14 protein-coding genes and 1 pseudogene are annotated in these 14,199 nt (G+C 61.5%); 7 read left to right on the top strand and 8 right to left on the bottom strand.

Going from position 1 to position 14,199, the window contains the following annotated elements; translation table 11 throughout:
- Nucleotides 1–2: 2 nt before the first annotated feature.
- Nucleotides 3–1,898, bottom strand: coding sequence for a cytochrome c/FTR1 family iron permease (locus BLU46_RS17380; protein ID WP_093203808.1), 1,896 nt, complete (start codon nucleotides 1,896–1,898; stop codon nucleotides 3–5).
- Between the two features lie 2 nt (nucleotides 1,899–1,900).
- Between BLU46_RS17380 and BLU46_RS32870 the strand changes: the two genes are divergently transcribed.
- The 5 genes from BLU46_RS32870 (at nucleotide 1,901) to BLU46_RS17360 (ending at nucleotide 5,354) form a co-directional block, all read left to right on the top strand.
- Nucleotides 1,901–2,113 (top strand): hypothetical protein, encoded by a 213-nt coding sequence (locus tag BLU46_RS32870; RefSeq protein ID WP_148666937.1) that lies wholly within the window; start codon nucleotides 1,901–1,903, stop codon nucleotides 2,111–2,113.
- A gap of 91 nt (nucleotides 2,114–2,204) precedes the next feature.
- Nucleotides 2,205–3,602, top strand: a complete 1,398-nt coding sequence (locus tag BLU46_RS17375; protein WP_063026326.1) for a COG3014 family protein — start codon at nucleotides 2,205–2,207, stop codon at nucleotides 3,600–3,602.
- A gap of 10 nt (nucleotides 3,603–3,612) precedes the next feature.
- Nucleotides 3,613–3,984, top strand: a complete 372-nt coding sequence (locus BLU46_RS17370) for a YcfL family protein (protein ID WP_093203803.1) — start codon at nucleotides 3,613–3,615, stop codon at nucleotides 3,982–3,984.
- A 35-nt stretch (nucleotides 3,985–4,019) separates the two neighbouring features.
- Nucleotides 4,020–4,607 carry a penicillin-binding protein activator LpoB gene (gene lpoB / locus BLU46_RS17365; RefSeq protein WP_017476649.1) on the top strand — a complete coding sequence of 196 codons (588 nt, stop codon included), beginning with the start codon at nucleotides 4,020–4,022 and terminating at the stop codon, nucleotides 4,605–4,607.
- 3 nt (nucleotides 4,608–4,610) lie between these two features.
- The gene (locus tag BLU46_RS17360) at nucleotides 4,611–5,354 is read left to right on the top strand and encodes a penicillin-binding protein activator LpoB (protein ID WP_093203799.1); all 744 of its coding nucleotides are present in this window, start codon (nucleotides 4,611–4,613) and stop codon (nucleotides 5,352–5,354) included.
- Between the two features lie 138 nt (nucleotides 5,355–5,492).
- On the opposite strand, the gene BLU46_RS17355 is transcribed toward BLU46_RS17360, so the two are convergent.
- The 3 genes from BLU46_RS17355 to BLU46_RS17345 form a co-directional block, all read right to left on the bottom strand.
- The gene (locus tag BLU46_RS17355) at nucleotides 5,493–6,125 is read right to left on the bottom strand and encodes a LysE family transporter (RefSeq protein ID WP_003208844.1); all 633 of its coding nucleotides are present in this window, start codon (nucleotides 6,123–6,125) and stop codon (nucleotides 5,493–5,495) included.
- A gap of 203 nt (nucleotides 6,126–6,328) precedes the next feature.
- A complete protein-coding gene (locus BLU46_RS17350) occupies nucleotides 6,329–6,892 on the bottom strand; it encodes a mechanosensitive ion channel family protein (RefSeq protein WP_063026322.1) in 564 nt (187 codons plus the stop codon).
- Nucleotides 6,892–8,802 carry an ATP-binding cassette domain-containing protein gene (locus tag BLU46_RS17345; protein WP_003208841.1) on the bottom strand — a complete coding sequence of 637 codons (1,911 nt, stop codon included), beginning with the start codon at nucleotides 8,800–8,802 and terminating at the stop codon, nucleotides 6,892–6,894. Before BLU46_RS17345 ends, BLU46_RS17350 begins: the two co-directional genes overlap by 1 nt.
- 50 nt (nucleotides 8,803–8,852) lie before the next feature.
- Between BLU46_RS17345 and BLU46_RS17340 the strand changes: the two genes are divergently transcribed.
- A complete protein-coding gene (locus BLU46_RS17340) occupies nucleotides 8,853–9,314 on the top strand; it encodes a TIGR02444 family protein (RefSeq protein WP_063033882.1) in 462 nt (153 codons plus the stop codon).
- Between the two features lie 191 nt (nucleotides 9,315–9,505).
- Here BLU46_RS17340 and BLU46_RS17335 read toward each other — a convergent pair.
- A pseudogene (locus BLU46_RS17335) lies at nucleotides 9,506–10,621 on the bottom strand (AlgP family protein); the annotation flags it as partial.
- A gap of 192 nt (nucleotides 10,622–10,813) precedes the next feature.
- Here BLU46_RS17335 and BLU46_RS17330 point away from each other — a divergent pair.
- On the top strand, nucleotides 10,814–11,479 hold the full coding sequence (locus BLU46_RS17330; RefSeq protein WP_063033881.1) for an FKBP-type peptidyl-prolyl cis-trans isomerase: 666 nt from the start codon (nucleotides 10,814–10,816) through the stop codon (nucleotides 11,477–11,479).
- A gap of 53 nt (nucleotides 11,480–11,532) precedes the next feature.
- Here the strand turns inward: BLU46_RS17330 and BLU46_RS17325 are convergent, their stop codons facing one another.
- The 3 genes from BLU46_RS17325 to BLU46_RS17315 form a co-directional block, all read right to left on the bottom strand.
- Nucleotides 11,533–11,991, bottom strand: coding sequence for an Rsd/AlgQ family anti-sigma factor (locus tag BLU46_RS17325; RefSeq protein ID WP_008439329.1), 459 nt, complete (start codon nucleotides 11,989–11,991; stop codon nucleotides 11,533–11,535).
- 206 nt (nucleotides 11,992–12,197) lie between these two features.
- Entirely contained in the window at nucleotides 12,198–12,719 is a 522-nt protein-coding gene (locus tag BLU46_RS17320) for a disulfide bond formation protein B (RefSeq protein WP_063033880.1), read from the bottom strand.
- A 237-nt stretch (nucleotides 12,720–12,956) separates the two neighbouring features.
- Complete coding sequence (locus tag BLU46_RS17315; protein WP_093203789.1) at nucleotides 12,957–14,198, bottom strand: heme biosynthesis protein HemY; 1,242 nt, start codon at nucleotides 14,196–14,198, stop codon at nucleotides 12,957–12,959.
- Between the last annotated feature and the right edge of the window lies 1 nt (nucleotide 14,199).

The raw sequence follows: 14,199 nt of genomic DNA, 5'->3' as shown, positions 1-14,199 counted from the left end.
GGTTACGCCACCACCCGGCGCTTTTCAGCCAGCCGGCTGCGGCCGTACAGCACCACAATTGCCAGGATGGCCACGGCCTGGGCACTCAGGGAATAAGCGTCGGCGTGAATGCCCAGCCAGTCGAAGTCAAAGAACGCCACCGGCCGGGTGCCGAAGATCCCGGCTTCCTGCAACGCCTTGACGCCATGCCCGGCAAACACCACCGACAGCGCACACAGCAACGCCGCGTTGATGCCGAAGAACAGCGCCAGCGGCAGTTTCGCCGAGCCCCGCAGAATCACCCAGGCCAGGCCCACCAACAGCACCAGCGCCGTGGCACCACCGGCCAATACCGCGTTGCGCCCGGCGGGGCCTGCCTGCAACCACAGGGTTTCGTAGAACAGGATCACTTCGAACAGTTCGCGGTACACCGAGAAGAACGCCAGCATCGCAAAGCCAAAACGCCCGCCACCGCCCACCAGGCTGCTCTTGATGTAGTCCTGCCAGGCGGCCGCGTGGCGGCGGTCGTGCATCCAGACCCCGAGCCACAGCACCATCACACTGGCAAACAGCGCCGTGCAGCCTTCCAGCAACTCGCGCTGGGCGCCGCTGACGTCAATCACATAAGCCGCCAACGCCCAGGTGGCCAAGCCGGCCAATAGCGCCAGGCCCCAGCCGACGTTGACGCTGCGCACCGCCGATTGCTGGCCGGTGTTACGCAGGAACGCGAGGATCGCCGCCAACACCAGGATCGCCTCCAGGCCCTCGCGCAGCAGGATCAGCAAACCGGAGATGTAACTCAGGGACCAGCTCAAGCCATCGCTGCCCAACAGGCCGGCCGACTCGGTGAGCTTGCCTTTGGCCACGTCCAGGCGTTGCTGCACCTGCTCGATCGGCAACCCGTCCTGCAAGGACTGCCGGTAGGCCATCAGGGCTTTTTCGGTGTCCTTGCGCACGCTGGCGTCGACGTTGTCGAGGGAGCTTTCAACCAGCTCGAAACCTTCCAGGTACGCCGCTACCGACAGGTCGTAGGCCTGCTCATGTTCGCCATTGCGGAAGGCGGCGAGGCTTTTGTCGAGGGTGGCGGCGGTGTAATCGAGCAACTGCGCCGGGCCACGCTTGACCTGCGGCGGCTGGGCGCGCTGGGCACGGAACGTCGCGACTGCGTCCGGGCCTTCGGCGGCCAGCACTTCGTTGGGGGTCTGGCGCGCAAGGTCGGCGAGGTTGAAGGACTTTTCGCTTTTCGCTGCAGCCGGGTCGGCGGTGAAGCCCGCAATATAGGTGGCCAGGTCCCAGCGCTGGCGGTCGTCCAGCTGATCGGCAAACGACGGCATGTCGGTGCCTTCCACGCCCAGCCCAAGGGTGTTGTAGATCGCGTAGAGGCTCAAGCGGTCGAGGCGTGCAGCATCCCGAAGGTTGGCGGGCGGTGGGGTCATGCCAACGCCTGCGGGGCCATCGCCGGCACCCGTGGCGCCGTGGCAGACCGAACAGTTCTGGGCGTACAGCGGCGCACCACGTGTTGGGTCGGGCGTAATGGCTGGTGCCTGGCTGACTTCATAGGCCACCGCCAGCTTGGCGCCCAACTGCCGGGCTTGGTGCGCAACCACCGCGCCGTCCTGATGGGCCGTTACGGCGGCCAGCAGTTCATCCACCCCTTTTATCAACTCGGCGCGCTCGGGCTTTTCCGGCAGTTCAGCCACCAAGCCTTGCAGGACCCCGAGAAACTCCACCTGCTCGCGGTATTCCGAATCATCGATAACCTTGCCCGCCTCCACCGTCGGGGGATAGTCCGCACCGATGTAGTCCAGTAAATGCAGGGCTTGGGGGGCGCCCTCGGCCGTTGCGGCCAGCAGGTTGAAACTGCACGACATCAACGCCGGCAGCACCAGCCAGGCAAGAAAACGGAAGGGGGCAATCATGAATGAATCTCAAATGGAAATACGAAGTAACACATTGTCAAACCTTACGGGTTTTGACTCAAGGTGTTAGTGATCTGGGTTGGGATTACCAAGGGGCGGATGCTGGCATCCTCTCTGGAAATAGGATCCAAAAGGCCATTGTTTTGCCAGCAATGCAGCTTATAATGCCGCGCCTTCGTTATTGCGAAATGGCATTTTGGCTCCTCTTTTTATGAGGAATTGGCAGGATTGCGACACCTTCCTGCCATTGGTGATTCGGCCCGACCAGCACATTCGGCCGATTACGTTCAGGGAAGAAGCTCCTCAATGGTATCTCGCGCCTTTACCTCGCTCGCGCTCGCAGCAGTCACCTTGCTGTCCGGTTGTTCGATGTTTCGCAGCTACGACACTGAGCTGCAAGCCACCAATCAGCAGTTGGCCACCGGCAATGTCGACGGCGCGCTGACCCTGCTTGAAAAGAACAACACCGGCGACGACAAGGACCTTCTCTACTACTTCGAAAAGGGCGAGTTGTTGCGGGCCAAGGGCGACCTGACCGGCAGCCAGACCGCCTGGCGCAGTGCCGACCTGCAAGTCTACAAGTGGGAAGAGTCGGTCAAGTTCGACACCGACAAGTACCTCGCGCAGTTCGGTGCCTTCCTGGTCAATGACAAGGTCCGCCGCTACGAAGGCTACGACTACGAAAAAGTCATGCTCACCACCCAGATGGCCCTGAACCTGCTGGCGCTGAACGACTTCGACGGTGCCCGTACCGAGATCAAGAAAACCCACGAACGCGAGGCAGTGATCGCCGACCTGCGGGACAAGGAATACCTCAAGAGCGAGAACGAAGCCGAGCGCCAGGGCATCAGCACCCAGTTCAAGGACCTGCGCGGCTACCCGGTGGAAAGCCTCGACGCCCCGGAAGTGGTCGGCCTGAAAAACAGCTACCAGAGCGCGTTCAGCCATTACCTCGCCGGCTTCGTCTACGAAGCCCTGGGCGAAAAAGACCTGGCCGCACCGGGTTATCGCAAGGCTGCCGAGCTGCGCCCCAACACCCCACTGCTGGAACAGGCCCTGCTCAACCTGGACAAGTCCAAAGTCGGCGCCGACGAGACCGACGTGCTGATCGTGGTGCAAAGCGGCCTGGCACCGGCTCGCGACTCGATTCGCCTGCCGTTGCCGATCCCCATCGACGGCCACCTGGTGATCACCCCGCTGTCGTTCCCGGTGATCAAGCCCGACACCTCCACCGCGACCTTCGCCCAGATCGGTGTCGACGGTCAGCAGCAGAACCTCACGGCCCTCAACAGCACCACCGTCATGTCCCGCCGCGCCCTGCGGGATGACATGCCGGGCATCATCCTGCGCACCACCGTGCGCGCCGTCACCCGCGGCATCACCCAGAACAACCTGAACAAGACCAACCCCATGGCGGGCCTGGTACTCGGCATCGCCTCGGCCGTCACCGAAGGCGCCGACACCCGCACCTGGCGCACCCTGCCGGACATGACCCAGGTGACTCGCCTGCGCCTCAAGCACGGCGAACACCAGGTCAGCCTGCCCAACGCCCTGGGCGGCACGCTGGTGACGGTCAAGGCCGATCAGCGCTACCAGGTGATCACCCTGCGGGTGGTCGGCAACCAGGTCTTCGCCGGCGGTCTTGCGGCCCATGTGGTGCAGAGCAATCCGCCCCAGGCCGTCGCCACTCTCAAACAACCTTAAGGAGCACGCTATGCGTCATTTCATCCTCGGCGCCCTGGCGCTGATCCTGCTGGCCGGTTGCGCCACCCCGCCACCGCCGGAACCCGGCAGCGCCGCGAGCAAAATCGTGGTGATGGGCAAGTTCAAGGGCATCGCAGTGGGCGCCATCCGCGTCGCCCGGGAAAACGGTTTCCTGACCGCCAAGGTGCAGTTGAGCAATATCACCAGCAGCAACCAGATGATGTATTACCGCTTCGCCTGGCTGGGTGCCGACGGCTTCCCGGTGGGCGACGAAGATACCTGGAAAGTGCTGAACCTCTACGCCAACCAGGCGACCTTCCTGCCGGCCATCGCCAATCTGCCCCAGGCCGCCGACTTCCGCCTGGAAGTGAAGACGCCTTGATCCGCCCACTCATTCAGTTTCAGAGAGACATCCCCATGTTTGCACGCTTCTCGTTCCTCGCCGTGGTGGCCGTTCTAGCCAGCGGCTGCGCCAACACCTCGCCGGTACTGGGCGGTAAAAACATCAGCTACGGCGACACCAAAGCCGTGGAACTGGTGACCAACGAGTTCGGTTCCACCGACCTGCAGATGATCGCCGAAAGCATGACCCGCTCCCTGGCCCAGTCCGGCATCCTCCAGGGCCGCCCGGTGGTGCAGGTGTATGACGTGAAGAACAAGACCAGCGAGTACATCGATACCCGCGAGATCACCACCTCGATCAAGACCCAGCTGATGAAGACCGGCACCGCCCGCTTCGCCAGCGACAACACCGACATGCAAAGCCAGGTCGACCAGCTGAAGCTGCAGAACCAGAGCGGCCTGTACAAGAAGTCGACCGTCAGCAAGACCGGCAACATGGTCGCCGCCAAATACCGTCTGGAAGGCTCCATCAGCTCCATCGTCAAGCGCAGCTCGGACTACAAGGACGTGTTCTACAAGTTCAGCCTGCAACTGATTGACGTTGAAAGCGGCCTGGCCGAATGGATGGACGAAAAAGAAATCCGCAAGACCACGGAGCGCTAAACAATGCGTGCATGGATCGGCATGATCGGCCTGCTGTGCGCCTTTGGCGCCTCGGCCGCACCGAAGATCGCGGTGACCGACCTGGCCTACGAGGCCCGGGTGGAGGAGTACATCCACCAGGTCGCGGCCAGCAACAACTTCCAGGCCAGCGCCTACAACGCCAGCGGCGGCTCGAGCTACAGCGAGTACGAGAGCCGCAACAGCTACATCGAGCAGACCGAACTGCGCAAGTTCAGCGGCGACATCAAGGGTGAAATCCTCAAGTCGCGGCAGTTCCAACTGGTGCAGGGCACGCCTTACACCGCTGACGCCAAGGGCGATGTGTATGACGTGATCAAGCGGATCAAGGCCGGTAACTTCAAGGGCGCGGACTACGTGTTGTTCGGCACCTTGTCGGACATCGACTTCACCCAGGACGTCAACGCCCTGGACCACACCAACAGTTATTCGGCGGTGCTGGGCCTGACGCTGGTGGCGGATTTCAGCCTGATCAACACCCGCACCTTTGAGATCACCTCGGCGTTTACCGCCATGGGCGAAGGCCAGGACACCAAGCTGGTGAACAACCGTGACGTGCGCGTGAGCCTGAACCGGCCTCGCGTGGTGCGGGAAGTGTCGAAGGCGTTGGGCGAGGATGTTGCGCGGCAGTTGGCCGAGCAACTGGGCGGTGTTTATCAGGAGCAACCGGGGCAGCCTGCATTGCGCAATAACCTGCCACGGGATGAAGCGCCGAAGATCCTGCGCTGAACGAAAATCACGCTACCGACATAAAACCAATGTGGGAGCTGGCTTGCCTGCGATGCAGACACCTCGGTGTATCAGTTACACCAGGGTGATGCTATCGCAGGCAAGCCAGCTCCCACATTTTTGATCCGGTTTCGTGAATTACGCCGTTGCGCGATGCAAACTGGCCAGGAACCCTGCCGCGCCGACGAACAAGCCAGCAAACGTGCGGTTCATGCGTTTCTGCTGTTTCGGTGTGCGCAGCAAGCGCAACACTTTCGATGCGAGCCCGGTGTAGCCAGCCATCACGATCATGTCCACGCAGATCATCGTCGCGCCCAGGATCAGGTACTGGTTCAGCAACGGCGCCTGCGGGTTCACGAACTGTGGCAACACCGCCAGCATGAACACCAGGGCCTTGGGGTTGCTGGCGTTGACCAGGAACCCACGGAACATCATCGCCATCGGTTTGCCGATCGGGCGAATCGCCGCGTCATCGCTAAGGTCGGTTGGCAGCGCGCGCCATTGCTTGATGGCCAGGTACACCAGGTACGCCACACCGAACCACTTGATCGCATAGAACGCGGTGGAAGATGCCGCGAGAATCGCACCCAGGCCGCCGGCAACCACGGCGATTTGCATCGCCAGGCCCAGTTGCAGGCCCAGGGCATTCCAGTAACCGCGCAGGAAACCGTATTGCAGGCCGCTGGACATCGAGGCAATGGCGCCAGCGCCAGGAGAAAGACTGATGATCCAACTGGCCAGGAAAAAGGCCAGCCATGTGTCGAGCGCCATTACACACCTCAGAGCTGAGTTTGCTGAATGTTTCTAAACTAACGCTGCTGGCCGAGAAATGGCTACAAAAATTTTGGGGTGCGCCTTTGTGGCGAGGGAGCTTGCTCCCGCTGGAGTGCGTAGCGCTCCCGGCTTTTTTTGGGGCTGCTACGCAGCCCAGCGGGAGCAAGCTCCCTCGCCACGGCAAGCTCTCTCGCCAAAGGTTAAGGCAGTATGTCGCTGCCGCGCCAACGGCGCACCGAGCGCTGGAAGAACAGGCTGTTGGGCACTTGCACCATGACACTGCCGGTACCGGCCTCTTCCACTTCGATCAGCGTGGTGTAGAGCAGGTTGATCGCCACCACCCGGCCTTTGACGCCGGGCTTGTCGACGGTGTCCACCAACTCGACCACGTCGCCCAAGCGGAACGGCCCGACGGTGAAGATCAGAATGGCGCACAGCAGGTTCGACAACACCGACCACATGGCGAAGAACGCCACTGCGGCCACCGCCACAAAGCCCGACAACGCCGTCCACAGCACCGTGGCGGACACGCCCAAGCGCTCCAGCACAAAGATCAGCGCACTGCCCATGATCAGCCAGCGCAGGCCGCCGCGCAGGGGCATCAGCAACTGCGGCGGGAACGGATAACGTTCCCCCAGGCGGTTCAGGCATTTGGCGACGAAACGCTGAGCGAGATAGCCGGCCAGCAGGATCAGCAGAATCTGTACGGCCACCCAGATCGGCGCGATCCATTGGGCCGGCAGTGGCAGTTGCAGCGCCTCCATCAGGACAGCGCCTCCAACTCCGCTTGCAAGGACTCCAACAGTTCGAGGGCTTCCATCCAGGTCTCCTCCAACTGTGCTTCACGTACCTTGAGCTTGGCCTGCTCGGCCAGCAGGTCGCGCAATTCATCCTTGCGGGCCGGCTCGTACACGGCGCTGTCACCGAGGCTGGTTTCGATCTTCGCCAGCTTCTCGTGGATCTTGCCCAACTCGGCCTCCAGCTTGTCGGCTTCACGCTTGTGCGGTGCCAACTGCTGTCGCAGGGCAGCAGCGGCCTGGCGCTGGGCCTTCTTGTCGGTCTTGTCCGGGTTGACCGGGGTGTTGCTGACCGGCGCGTTGCGCAGGCGGTAGTCCGACAGCCAACGGGCGTAGTCTTCCAGGTCGCCGTCGAACTCCTCGACCTTGCCGTCAGCCACCAGCAGGAAGTTATCCGTGGTGCTCTTGAGCAGGTGCCGATCGTGAGACACCACCAACACCGCGCCGCTGAATTCCTGCAGCGCCATGGTCAGCGCCAGGCGCATTTCCAGGTCCAGGTGGTTGGTCGGTTCGTCGAGCAGCAGCAGGTTTGGCCGGTCCCAGGCGATCAACGCCAGGGCCAGGCGGGCCTTTTCGCCACCGGAGAAATTCAGCACTGGCTCGTCGATGCGCGCACCGCGGAAGTCGAAACCACCGAGGAAGTCCCGCAGGGTCTGTTCGCGCTCAGTCGGCGCCAGGCGCTGCAAGTGCAGCAGCGGGCTGGCCTTGGCGTCGAGGGAGTCCAACTGGTGCTGGGCGAAATAGCCCACCACCAGGTTCTCACCGCGCACCAGGCGACCGGCCAAAGGCTGCAATTCGCCCGAGAGGTTTTTGATCAGGGTCGACTTGCCCGCACCGTTGGGGCCGAGCAGGCCGATCCGCGCGCCGGGGGTGAGCTGCAACTTGACCTTCTCGAGGATGGTCTTGTCGCCATAACCCAGGCGGGCGTCGGACAGGTCGAGCAGCGGGCTGGAGATTTTCACCGACTCGCGAAACACAAAGTCGAACGGTGAATCGACGTGGGCCGCCGACAGTTCTTCCATGCGCTCCAGGGCCTTGATCCGGCTCTGGGCCTGACGGGCTTTGGTGGCCTGGGCCTTGAACCGGGCGATGTAGCTTTCCATGTGCGCGCGTTGCGCCTGCTGCTTCTCGTACGCCTGCTGTTGCTGGGCCAGGCGTTCGGCGCGGGCGCGTTCGAAGGCGCTGTAGCCACCGCGGTACAGGGTGATTTTCTTCTGGTCGACGTGAGCGATGTTGTCGACCACGGCGTCGAGGAAGTCCCGGTCGTGGGAAATCAGCAGCAAGGTGCCCGGGTAGCTTTTCAGGAAGTCTTCCAGCCACAGGATCGCATCGAGGTCCAAGTGGTTGGTCGGTTCATCGAGCAGCAACAGGTCCGAGGGGCACATCAGTGCCTGGGCCAGGTTCAGGCGCATGCGCCAGCCGCCGGAGAAGTCGGCGACCGGGCGGTCCATCTGTTCGTTGGTAAAGCCAAGGCCGGCCAGCATCTTGCGGGCGCGGGCGTCGGCGGTATAGCCGTCGGCGCTGTCCAGTTCCGAGTGCAGGCGGGCCTGTGCGGCACCGTCCTGGGCTTTCTCGGCCTCGGCGAGGTCGTGTTGCACCTGGCGCAGGCGCAGGTCGCCATCGAGCACGTAGTCGATCGCAATGCGATCGAGGGTGTCGATCTCCTGGCGCATATGGGCAATGCGCCAGTCGGCCGGTAGCAGACAGTCCCCGGAATCAGGCGTCAGCTCACCCAGCAGCAAGGCGAACAATGTGGATTTGCCGGCGCCATTGGCACCGATCAGGCCGGCTTTGTGACCGGCGTGCAGGGTCAGCTCGGCGTCTTCGAGAAGACGTTGCGGGCCACGCTGTAATGTTAGGCTTTGAAGTCGGATCATAATGGCGGCGGAGTCTACCAGCTTCGTTGGCCGCTGGCTTGGGTGTGAATATGTGCGCTGACCTGTGGAGCTTTGCCCTCTCGACTTACGCCCGCCCGGGCGTCGAGGACGCGTGCCTGCGCTTGCAGGCGCAAGGGGCTGATGTGTGCCTGATGTTGTGCGGGTTGTGGCTGGAGCAGCGTGGCGTGGCGCCGGAAACGTCGCGTTTGCAGGCACTGCGGCAGGTCGCTGAGCCGTGGCAGGCGGAGGTGGTCGGGCCGCTGCGGCAAGTGCGCACGCAATGGCGGGCCATGGCGCAGCAGGATGCTGAGCTGGGAGCGTTACGGGAGCGGGTCAAGGCCCTGGAGCTGGAAGCTGAGCGGCTGCTGTTATCGCGCCTGGAAGGCGTTGCGCAGGTTTGGCCGATGGCCAAGGCGGGAGCTCAAGCGTGGCTTGAAGGACTGGCGGCCGAAACCGCCAACCTTGACCACGACGCGCTGCATCAGCTGCGCGCCGCAGTCACCAACACTTAGGAAGCGCTGGTTGGGGTGACGCTTGGCGCTGCCGGTGCAGGCGTGCTGCTGGCCGGAGCGGTTGGCGCTGCGGTGCTGGCAGCCGGTGCGGCCGGTGTTGCTGGCTTTGCAGCTGGGGTAGCTGGCTTGGCCGGTGCAGGCTTGGCGGCTGCTGGTTTTGCGGCTGGTTTCGCAGCAGCAGGCTTAGCGGCCGGCTTGGCAGCTGGTTTCGCAGCAGCAGGTTTAGCGGCTGGCTTGGCAGCTGGTTTCGCAGCAGCAGGTTTAGCGGCTGGCTTGGCAGCTGGTTTCGCAGCAGCAGGCTTAGCGGCTGGCTTGGCAGCTGGTTTCGCAGCAGCAGGCTTAGCGGCTGGCTTGGCAGCTGGTTTCGCAGCAGCAGTTTTAGCAGCTGGCTTGGCGGCTGGTTTTGCAGCAGCAGTTTTAGCAGCAGGCTTGGCGGCTGGTTTTGCAACAGCAGTTTTAGCAGCTGGCTTGGCGGCTGGTTTTGCAGCAGCGGTTTTAGCAGCAGGCTTGGCGGCTGGTTTTGCAGCAGCGGTTTTAGCAGCAGGCTTGGCAGCTGGTTTTGCAGCAGCGGTTTTAGCAGCAGGCTTGGCGGCTGGTTTTGCAGCAGCGGTTTTAGCGGCTGGTTTGGCAGCTGGTTTTGCAGCAGCGGTTTTAGCGGCTGGTTTGGCAGCTGGTTTTGCATCAGCGGTTTTAGCGGCTGGCTTGGCAGCTGGTTTTGCAGCAGCGGTTTTAGCCGCTGGTTTGGCGGCTGGTTTTGCAGCAGCGGTTTTAGCAGCTGGCTTCTTGGCAGCTGATTTAGCCGGTGCTTTTGCCGCAGGCTTGGCCGCAGCTTTTGCAGGTGCCTTGGCGGCGACTGCTTTGCTGGCTGGCTTCTTCGCTGCGCTGGCTGCAACAGCTTTGGCCGGAGCACGGGTGCTCAGCACTTTGCCTACAGCTTCCTTCACACGACCAACACCCTGAGCCAGTTTCAGGCTCTCGGAAGCATCACGCTTGAGTTGGGAAATGTAGGTGCGGGTTTCGGATTGACGATCCTTGAGGGCGTCGAGCAAGTCCTCAAGTTCTTTGACGGCGTCCTTGGCCTTGGCTTGTGCCTTGGCTTTGCCAGCGGTCGCTGCGCCTTGCAGTTTGGTGCGGGATTTGTGCAGTTTTTCCTGAGCTTTGCCGCGTTGTTTTTCAAGCTTGGCGAGCAACTTCTCAGCATCAGCCAAGGCTTGTGAACAGGCGCTTTCCAAATGTTCGAGCAGGCTGCCCGAAAGTTGTTGGAGCAAATGCAACGGGGTATTTACAGGCTTCTGTTTGGCCGACATGGTTTACCTCCTGGCTGACGTGGGTGCGGCTCATACTAGCCCTCTGCTCTTACCGCCGCTAGGGCATGTTGACAGTATCGATTGGCTTGCGTTGCACCGCACGAAAATTCTTATTGATATAACGAAAATCCACGCCACTTTTTAAGCATTCACACTGGCATAATCCATCGCACTTTCGGCTGGAGAACGCCCATGTCGCGTTACCTTTTTTTAGTGTTGAGCGTGGCGCTTTCGGTGGCCAATGCGAGTGAGAAATCCCCGTCCAAAGATGACCACGACCTGGCCTACAGCCTGGGCGCAAGCCTGGGTGAGCGACTGCGCCAGGAGATGCCGGGCCTGCAAATCGAGGCACTGATCGACGGACTCAAACACGCCTATCAAGGTAAGCCACTGGCTCTGGACGACACACGCATCGAACAGATCCTTGCCCAGCACGAAGCGCAAAACGCACCAGACAATCGAGCCCCACAAAGTGAAAAGGCACTCGCTGCCGAACAACAGTTTTTAGCCAGTGAGAAATCCAAAAGTGGTGTGCGCGAATTGGCAGACGGCATCCTGCTGACAGAACTGACCCCTGGCAGCGGAAAAAAACCGGCGGCCGATGATCGCGTGCAAGTGAATTATGTTGGGCGGTTACCCGACGGGACGGTCTTCGACAAGAGCACACAACCCCAGTGGTTTCGCCTGGACAGTGTGATCAGCGGCTGGCGCAGCGCATTGCAGCAGATGCCGGTAGGCGCGAAATGGCGGCTGGTGATTCCATCCGACCAAGCCTATGGCGCTGATGGTGCGGGCGAGTTGATCCCACCTTATACGCCGCTGGTATTCGAGATCGAATTGCTTGGCGCGGGTGCCTGAACCCAAACGAAAAACGGTGCGCAATGCGCACCGTTTTTTTGTGTTGCGGCGGGTCAGGCTTTAGCCGTCAACTCTTCCTTGTGAGCGTTGTGCAGCACTTCGATCAGGCAATCTTCCAGTTCGAAACGCTCGTGAAGCAAACCGCCCAGCTCTTTGAATTTTTCTGCAACGCACTTGCCGGCATCACACAGGTCGTTGAACGCCAGCAGCTTCTCGGTGATGACATCGATGCGCGGGTAAATCGTCTCTGCCAAGTCCAGGCCACGTTGATCGTCGAAAGCCTCGGCCTCTTTGGTCAACTGCTCGTAGACACCGAAGTGCCCCGCCGAGACGTAATCCACCAATACCCCACAGAATTCCTGCAACGGCTTGCGGTTCTCGCTGAGCGCTTCGGGTTTGGCACCGAGAGCATCAAAGGCCCGAACCAGTTCGTGACGCGCTTTCAACCAACCATCGATCAGTTTATGCACCCCACCCCAGCGTTCCTGAGCATTCTGACAACTTTCCAGCATGATGATCTCTCTTCCCTATAGGGGCGCCGCACACTGCCCGCGCAACACTTCAAGGTTAAAGCGGCAACCGGGCAACGGTGCATCGAACAGTCTGTTTCAATAACGCGTGCGGGCCAGATTATGCCCGCATGACTATGGCATCAAGGTACGCAGGAGAGAAAGTTCATACAAGTGTTTAATCCCTTCCTACAACCTGCGGGCACCTCTCAGTGCCGTGCAAGGCCAAAACGCTGGCTCAGCAGCAACCGCGAGAACTGCGCTACGCCAAGGATCAGCATGGCCACGAAGAACAGCAGGCTCCACTCGGGAATACTTAAGTCGAACAGGGTCCAGTTGATTTCCACGCAGTCGACGGTGCCCTTGAAGATCAACGCCAACGCCTCCCGGAGCGACAGGTTTTCGATCATGGATTGAAGGCCTGGCCAACAGGCAGGCAGCTGTTCCGGCGGCGTATTTTGCAGCAGCACCTGGCGTACGGCGGTGATGGCGCCCAACACTGCACAGCCCATGCTGGATGCCCAATACAGGTAGATCCCGGACCGCTTGGGCCCATGAATCGCCGCCACCAGGTTGATCAGCGTGAAGGCAGCTACAAGAATTCGTTGCACCTGACACAGGAAACAAGGCCGCAAAAGCGCGGCATATTCCAGGTAAAAGGACGCGCCCAGCGTCAGCGCACCAGCCAGGAACGCCAGAAGGAACAGGGAGCGTGAGGGGGCCAAAGACATTGTTTATCCGCAACGCAAGAGATAGGTAGTTACGGTAGAGGAAAGGCCTTACCCCTTTCAATACGCGCCAGAGCAGACGATTCCGCGAGAGCGTAGGGATATCCCGTCAGAAGATGAGCGATTAAACGCGCGTCTACGTAGGAGTTTACTACAAGCTATATTGACTACAGCTATAGGGCGCTATTGAAGGGTTGGCCACCAGAAAATCCTGAGGCAACCCTTACACTGTTTCCTACATCAAACCCGTGCCGGCACCGGCAGCGGTGACGCCAGCAGACGCTTGTCCAGCAGGCCCAGGCCTTCCTGGAATAACTGGTTGCTGCGCTCGGTGTCACCCAACTGCGCCAGCAGGCGCGCCAGCTCGGCACAGGCTTCGGGGTTGCGCTGCACCTGCAGGCTGCTTTCCAGGTAGTCCCGCGCCTTGCCCCACAGGCTGTTTTGCAAGCACAGGCGTCCCAGGGTCAGCAACAGGCTGGCATCGCCTGGATGATCCTTGAGCCAGCCTTCGGCAAACTTCAGTTGCTTCGCCGGATCGCTGCCACGCAGCAGGCCGTAGAGCCTGATCAGATGGCTGTCGTACTCGCGCTTGAGCGCACCGCGCAGCACTTCTTCAGCCTTGCCATCCGCGCCCAATTGGCGCAGCTGTTCGGCGTACGCCAGCACCAGTTGCGGTTCCTGGCGCTGGGCGGAAGTGAGTTGTTGCCAGGCTCGCTCAAGGGATTGCTGACCGGCCTCGCCCTGCTCTTCGCGCTGGGCCGCCAGGGTAAGGTTCTCGCCCCAGGCGCGACGCTCCAGGTCGGCCAGCTCGGCGGGTGGCAACACCTTGTCCTTGCGCAGCTCCGGCAACAGCCGGATTACCGAAGACCAATCACCACGCTGTTGATAAAGCCGTTGTAGCTGGCGCAATACCTGGACGTTATGCGGATGACGTTCATGCATCGCCTGCAAGGTGACCAGGGCGCCATCAGTGTCGCCACGGTCCATCTGCAACTGCGCATGACTCAAGGCCACCGCCAGTTCGGCCTGTGGCTGGCGCTCAAGCGCGCGCTCCAGCAGGCCGTCCGCCTCCTCATAACGCCCCTGCTCGTTAGCCGCGCGGGCGGCGCCGAGGTAGTAGAGCAATGGCTGGCGTTCCGCTTCGGCCGCTCGGTGCAAGTGACGCTCGGCACTGGCCCAACGCCCTTCGGCGAGATCCATCTGGCCCTGTTCAATGGCGACCTGCACCCGACGGCTGCGATTGCGCCGCGACCACGGGTTGACCACACCACCCGAAGTCAGCACCAGGCTAAGCAGCACCCGGACCAGATAGATCGCCAGGCCGATGGCAAACAGCGCCACCAGCGTCGACCACAGCCCTGACTCGTAACGCAGCACATGGGGATAGGTAATCAGCACATAACCGGTGTGTTTCGAAATGCCCACGGCCAGTGCCAGGGCGATCGCAATCGCCAGCACCAGGATCACATAGAAGCGCTTCATC

It is taken from the genome of Pseudomonas yamanorum (assembly GCF_900105735.1).
Classification (GTDB): Bacteria; Pseudomonadota; Gammaproteobacteria; order Pseudomonadales; family Pseudomonadaceae; genus Aquipseudomonas; species Aquipseudomonas yamanorum.
The sequence above is the reverse complement of the archived record's forward strand: the minus strand, read 5'-3'. Positions and strand labels throughout refer to the sequence as shown.

What these genes read in the sequence shown, in the direction of transcription:
- BLU46_RS17380 (WP_093203808.1), bottom strand. Translation starts at nt 1,898, where the DNA reads ATGATTGCCCCCTTCCGTTTTCTTGCCTGGCTGGTGCTGCCGGCGTTG.
- BLU46_RS32870 (WP_148666937.1), top strand. Translation starts at nt 1,901, where the DNA reads ATGAATCTCAAATGGAAATACGAAGTAACACATTGTCAAACCTTACGG.
- BLU46_RS17375 (WP_063026326.1), top strand. Translation starts at nt 2,205, where the DNA reads ATGGTATCTCGCGCCTTTACCTCGCTCGCGCTCGCAGCAGTCACCTTG.
- BLU46_RS17370 (WP_093203803.1), top strand. Translation starts at nt 3,613, where the DNA reads ATGCGTCATTTCATCCTCGGCGCCCTGGCGCTGATCCTGCTGGCCGGT.
- lpoB (WP_017476649.1), top strand. Translation starts at nt 4,020, where the DNA reads ATGTTTGCACGCTTCTCGTTCCTCGCCGTGGTGGCCGTTCTAGCCAGC.
- BLU46_RS17360 (WP_093203799.1), top strand. Translation starts at nt 4,611, where the DNA reads ATGCGTGCATGGATCGGCATGATCGGCCTGCTGTGCGCCTTTGGCGCC.
- BLU46_RS17355 (WP_003208844.1), bottom strand. Translation starts at nt 6,125, where the DNA reads ATGGCGCTCGACACATGGCTGGCCTTTTTCCTGGCCAGTTGGATCATC.
- BLU46_RS17350 (WP_063026322.1), bottom strand. Translation starts at nt 6,892, where the DNA reads ATGGAGGCGCTGCAACTGCCACTGCCGGCCCAATGGATCGCGCCGATC.
- BLU46_RS17345 (WP_003208841.1), bottom strand. Translation starts at nt 8,802, where the DNA reads ATGATCCGACTTCAAAGCCTAACATTACAGCGTGGCCCGCAACGTCTT.
- BLU46_RS17340 (WP_063033882.1), top strand. Translation starts at nt 8,853, where the DNA reads ATGTGCGCTGACCTGTGGAGCTTTGCCCTCTCGACTTACGCCCGCCCG.
- BLU46_RS17330 (WP_063033881.1), top strand. Translation starts at nt 10,814, where the DNA reads ATGTCGCGTTACCTTTTTTTAGTGTTGAGCGTGGCGCTTTCGGTGGCC.
- BLU46_RS17325 (WP_008439329.1), bottom strand. Translation starts at nt 11,991, where the DNA reads ATGCTGGAAAGTTGTCAGAATGCTCAGGAACGCTGGGGTGGGGTGCAT.
- BLU46_RS17320 (WP_063033880.1), bottom strand. Translation starts at nt 12,719, where the DNA reads ATGTCTTTGGCCCCCTCACGCTCCCTGTTCCTTCTGGCGTTCCTGGCT.
- BLU46_RS17315 (WP_093203789.1), bottom strand. Translation starts at nt 14,198, where the DNA reads ATGAAGCGCTTCTATGTGATCCTGGTGCTGGCGATTGCGATCGCCCTG.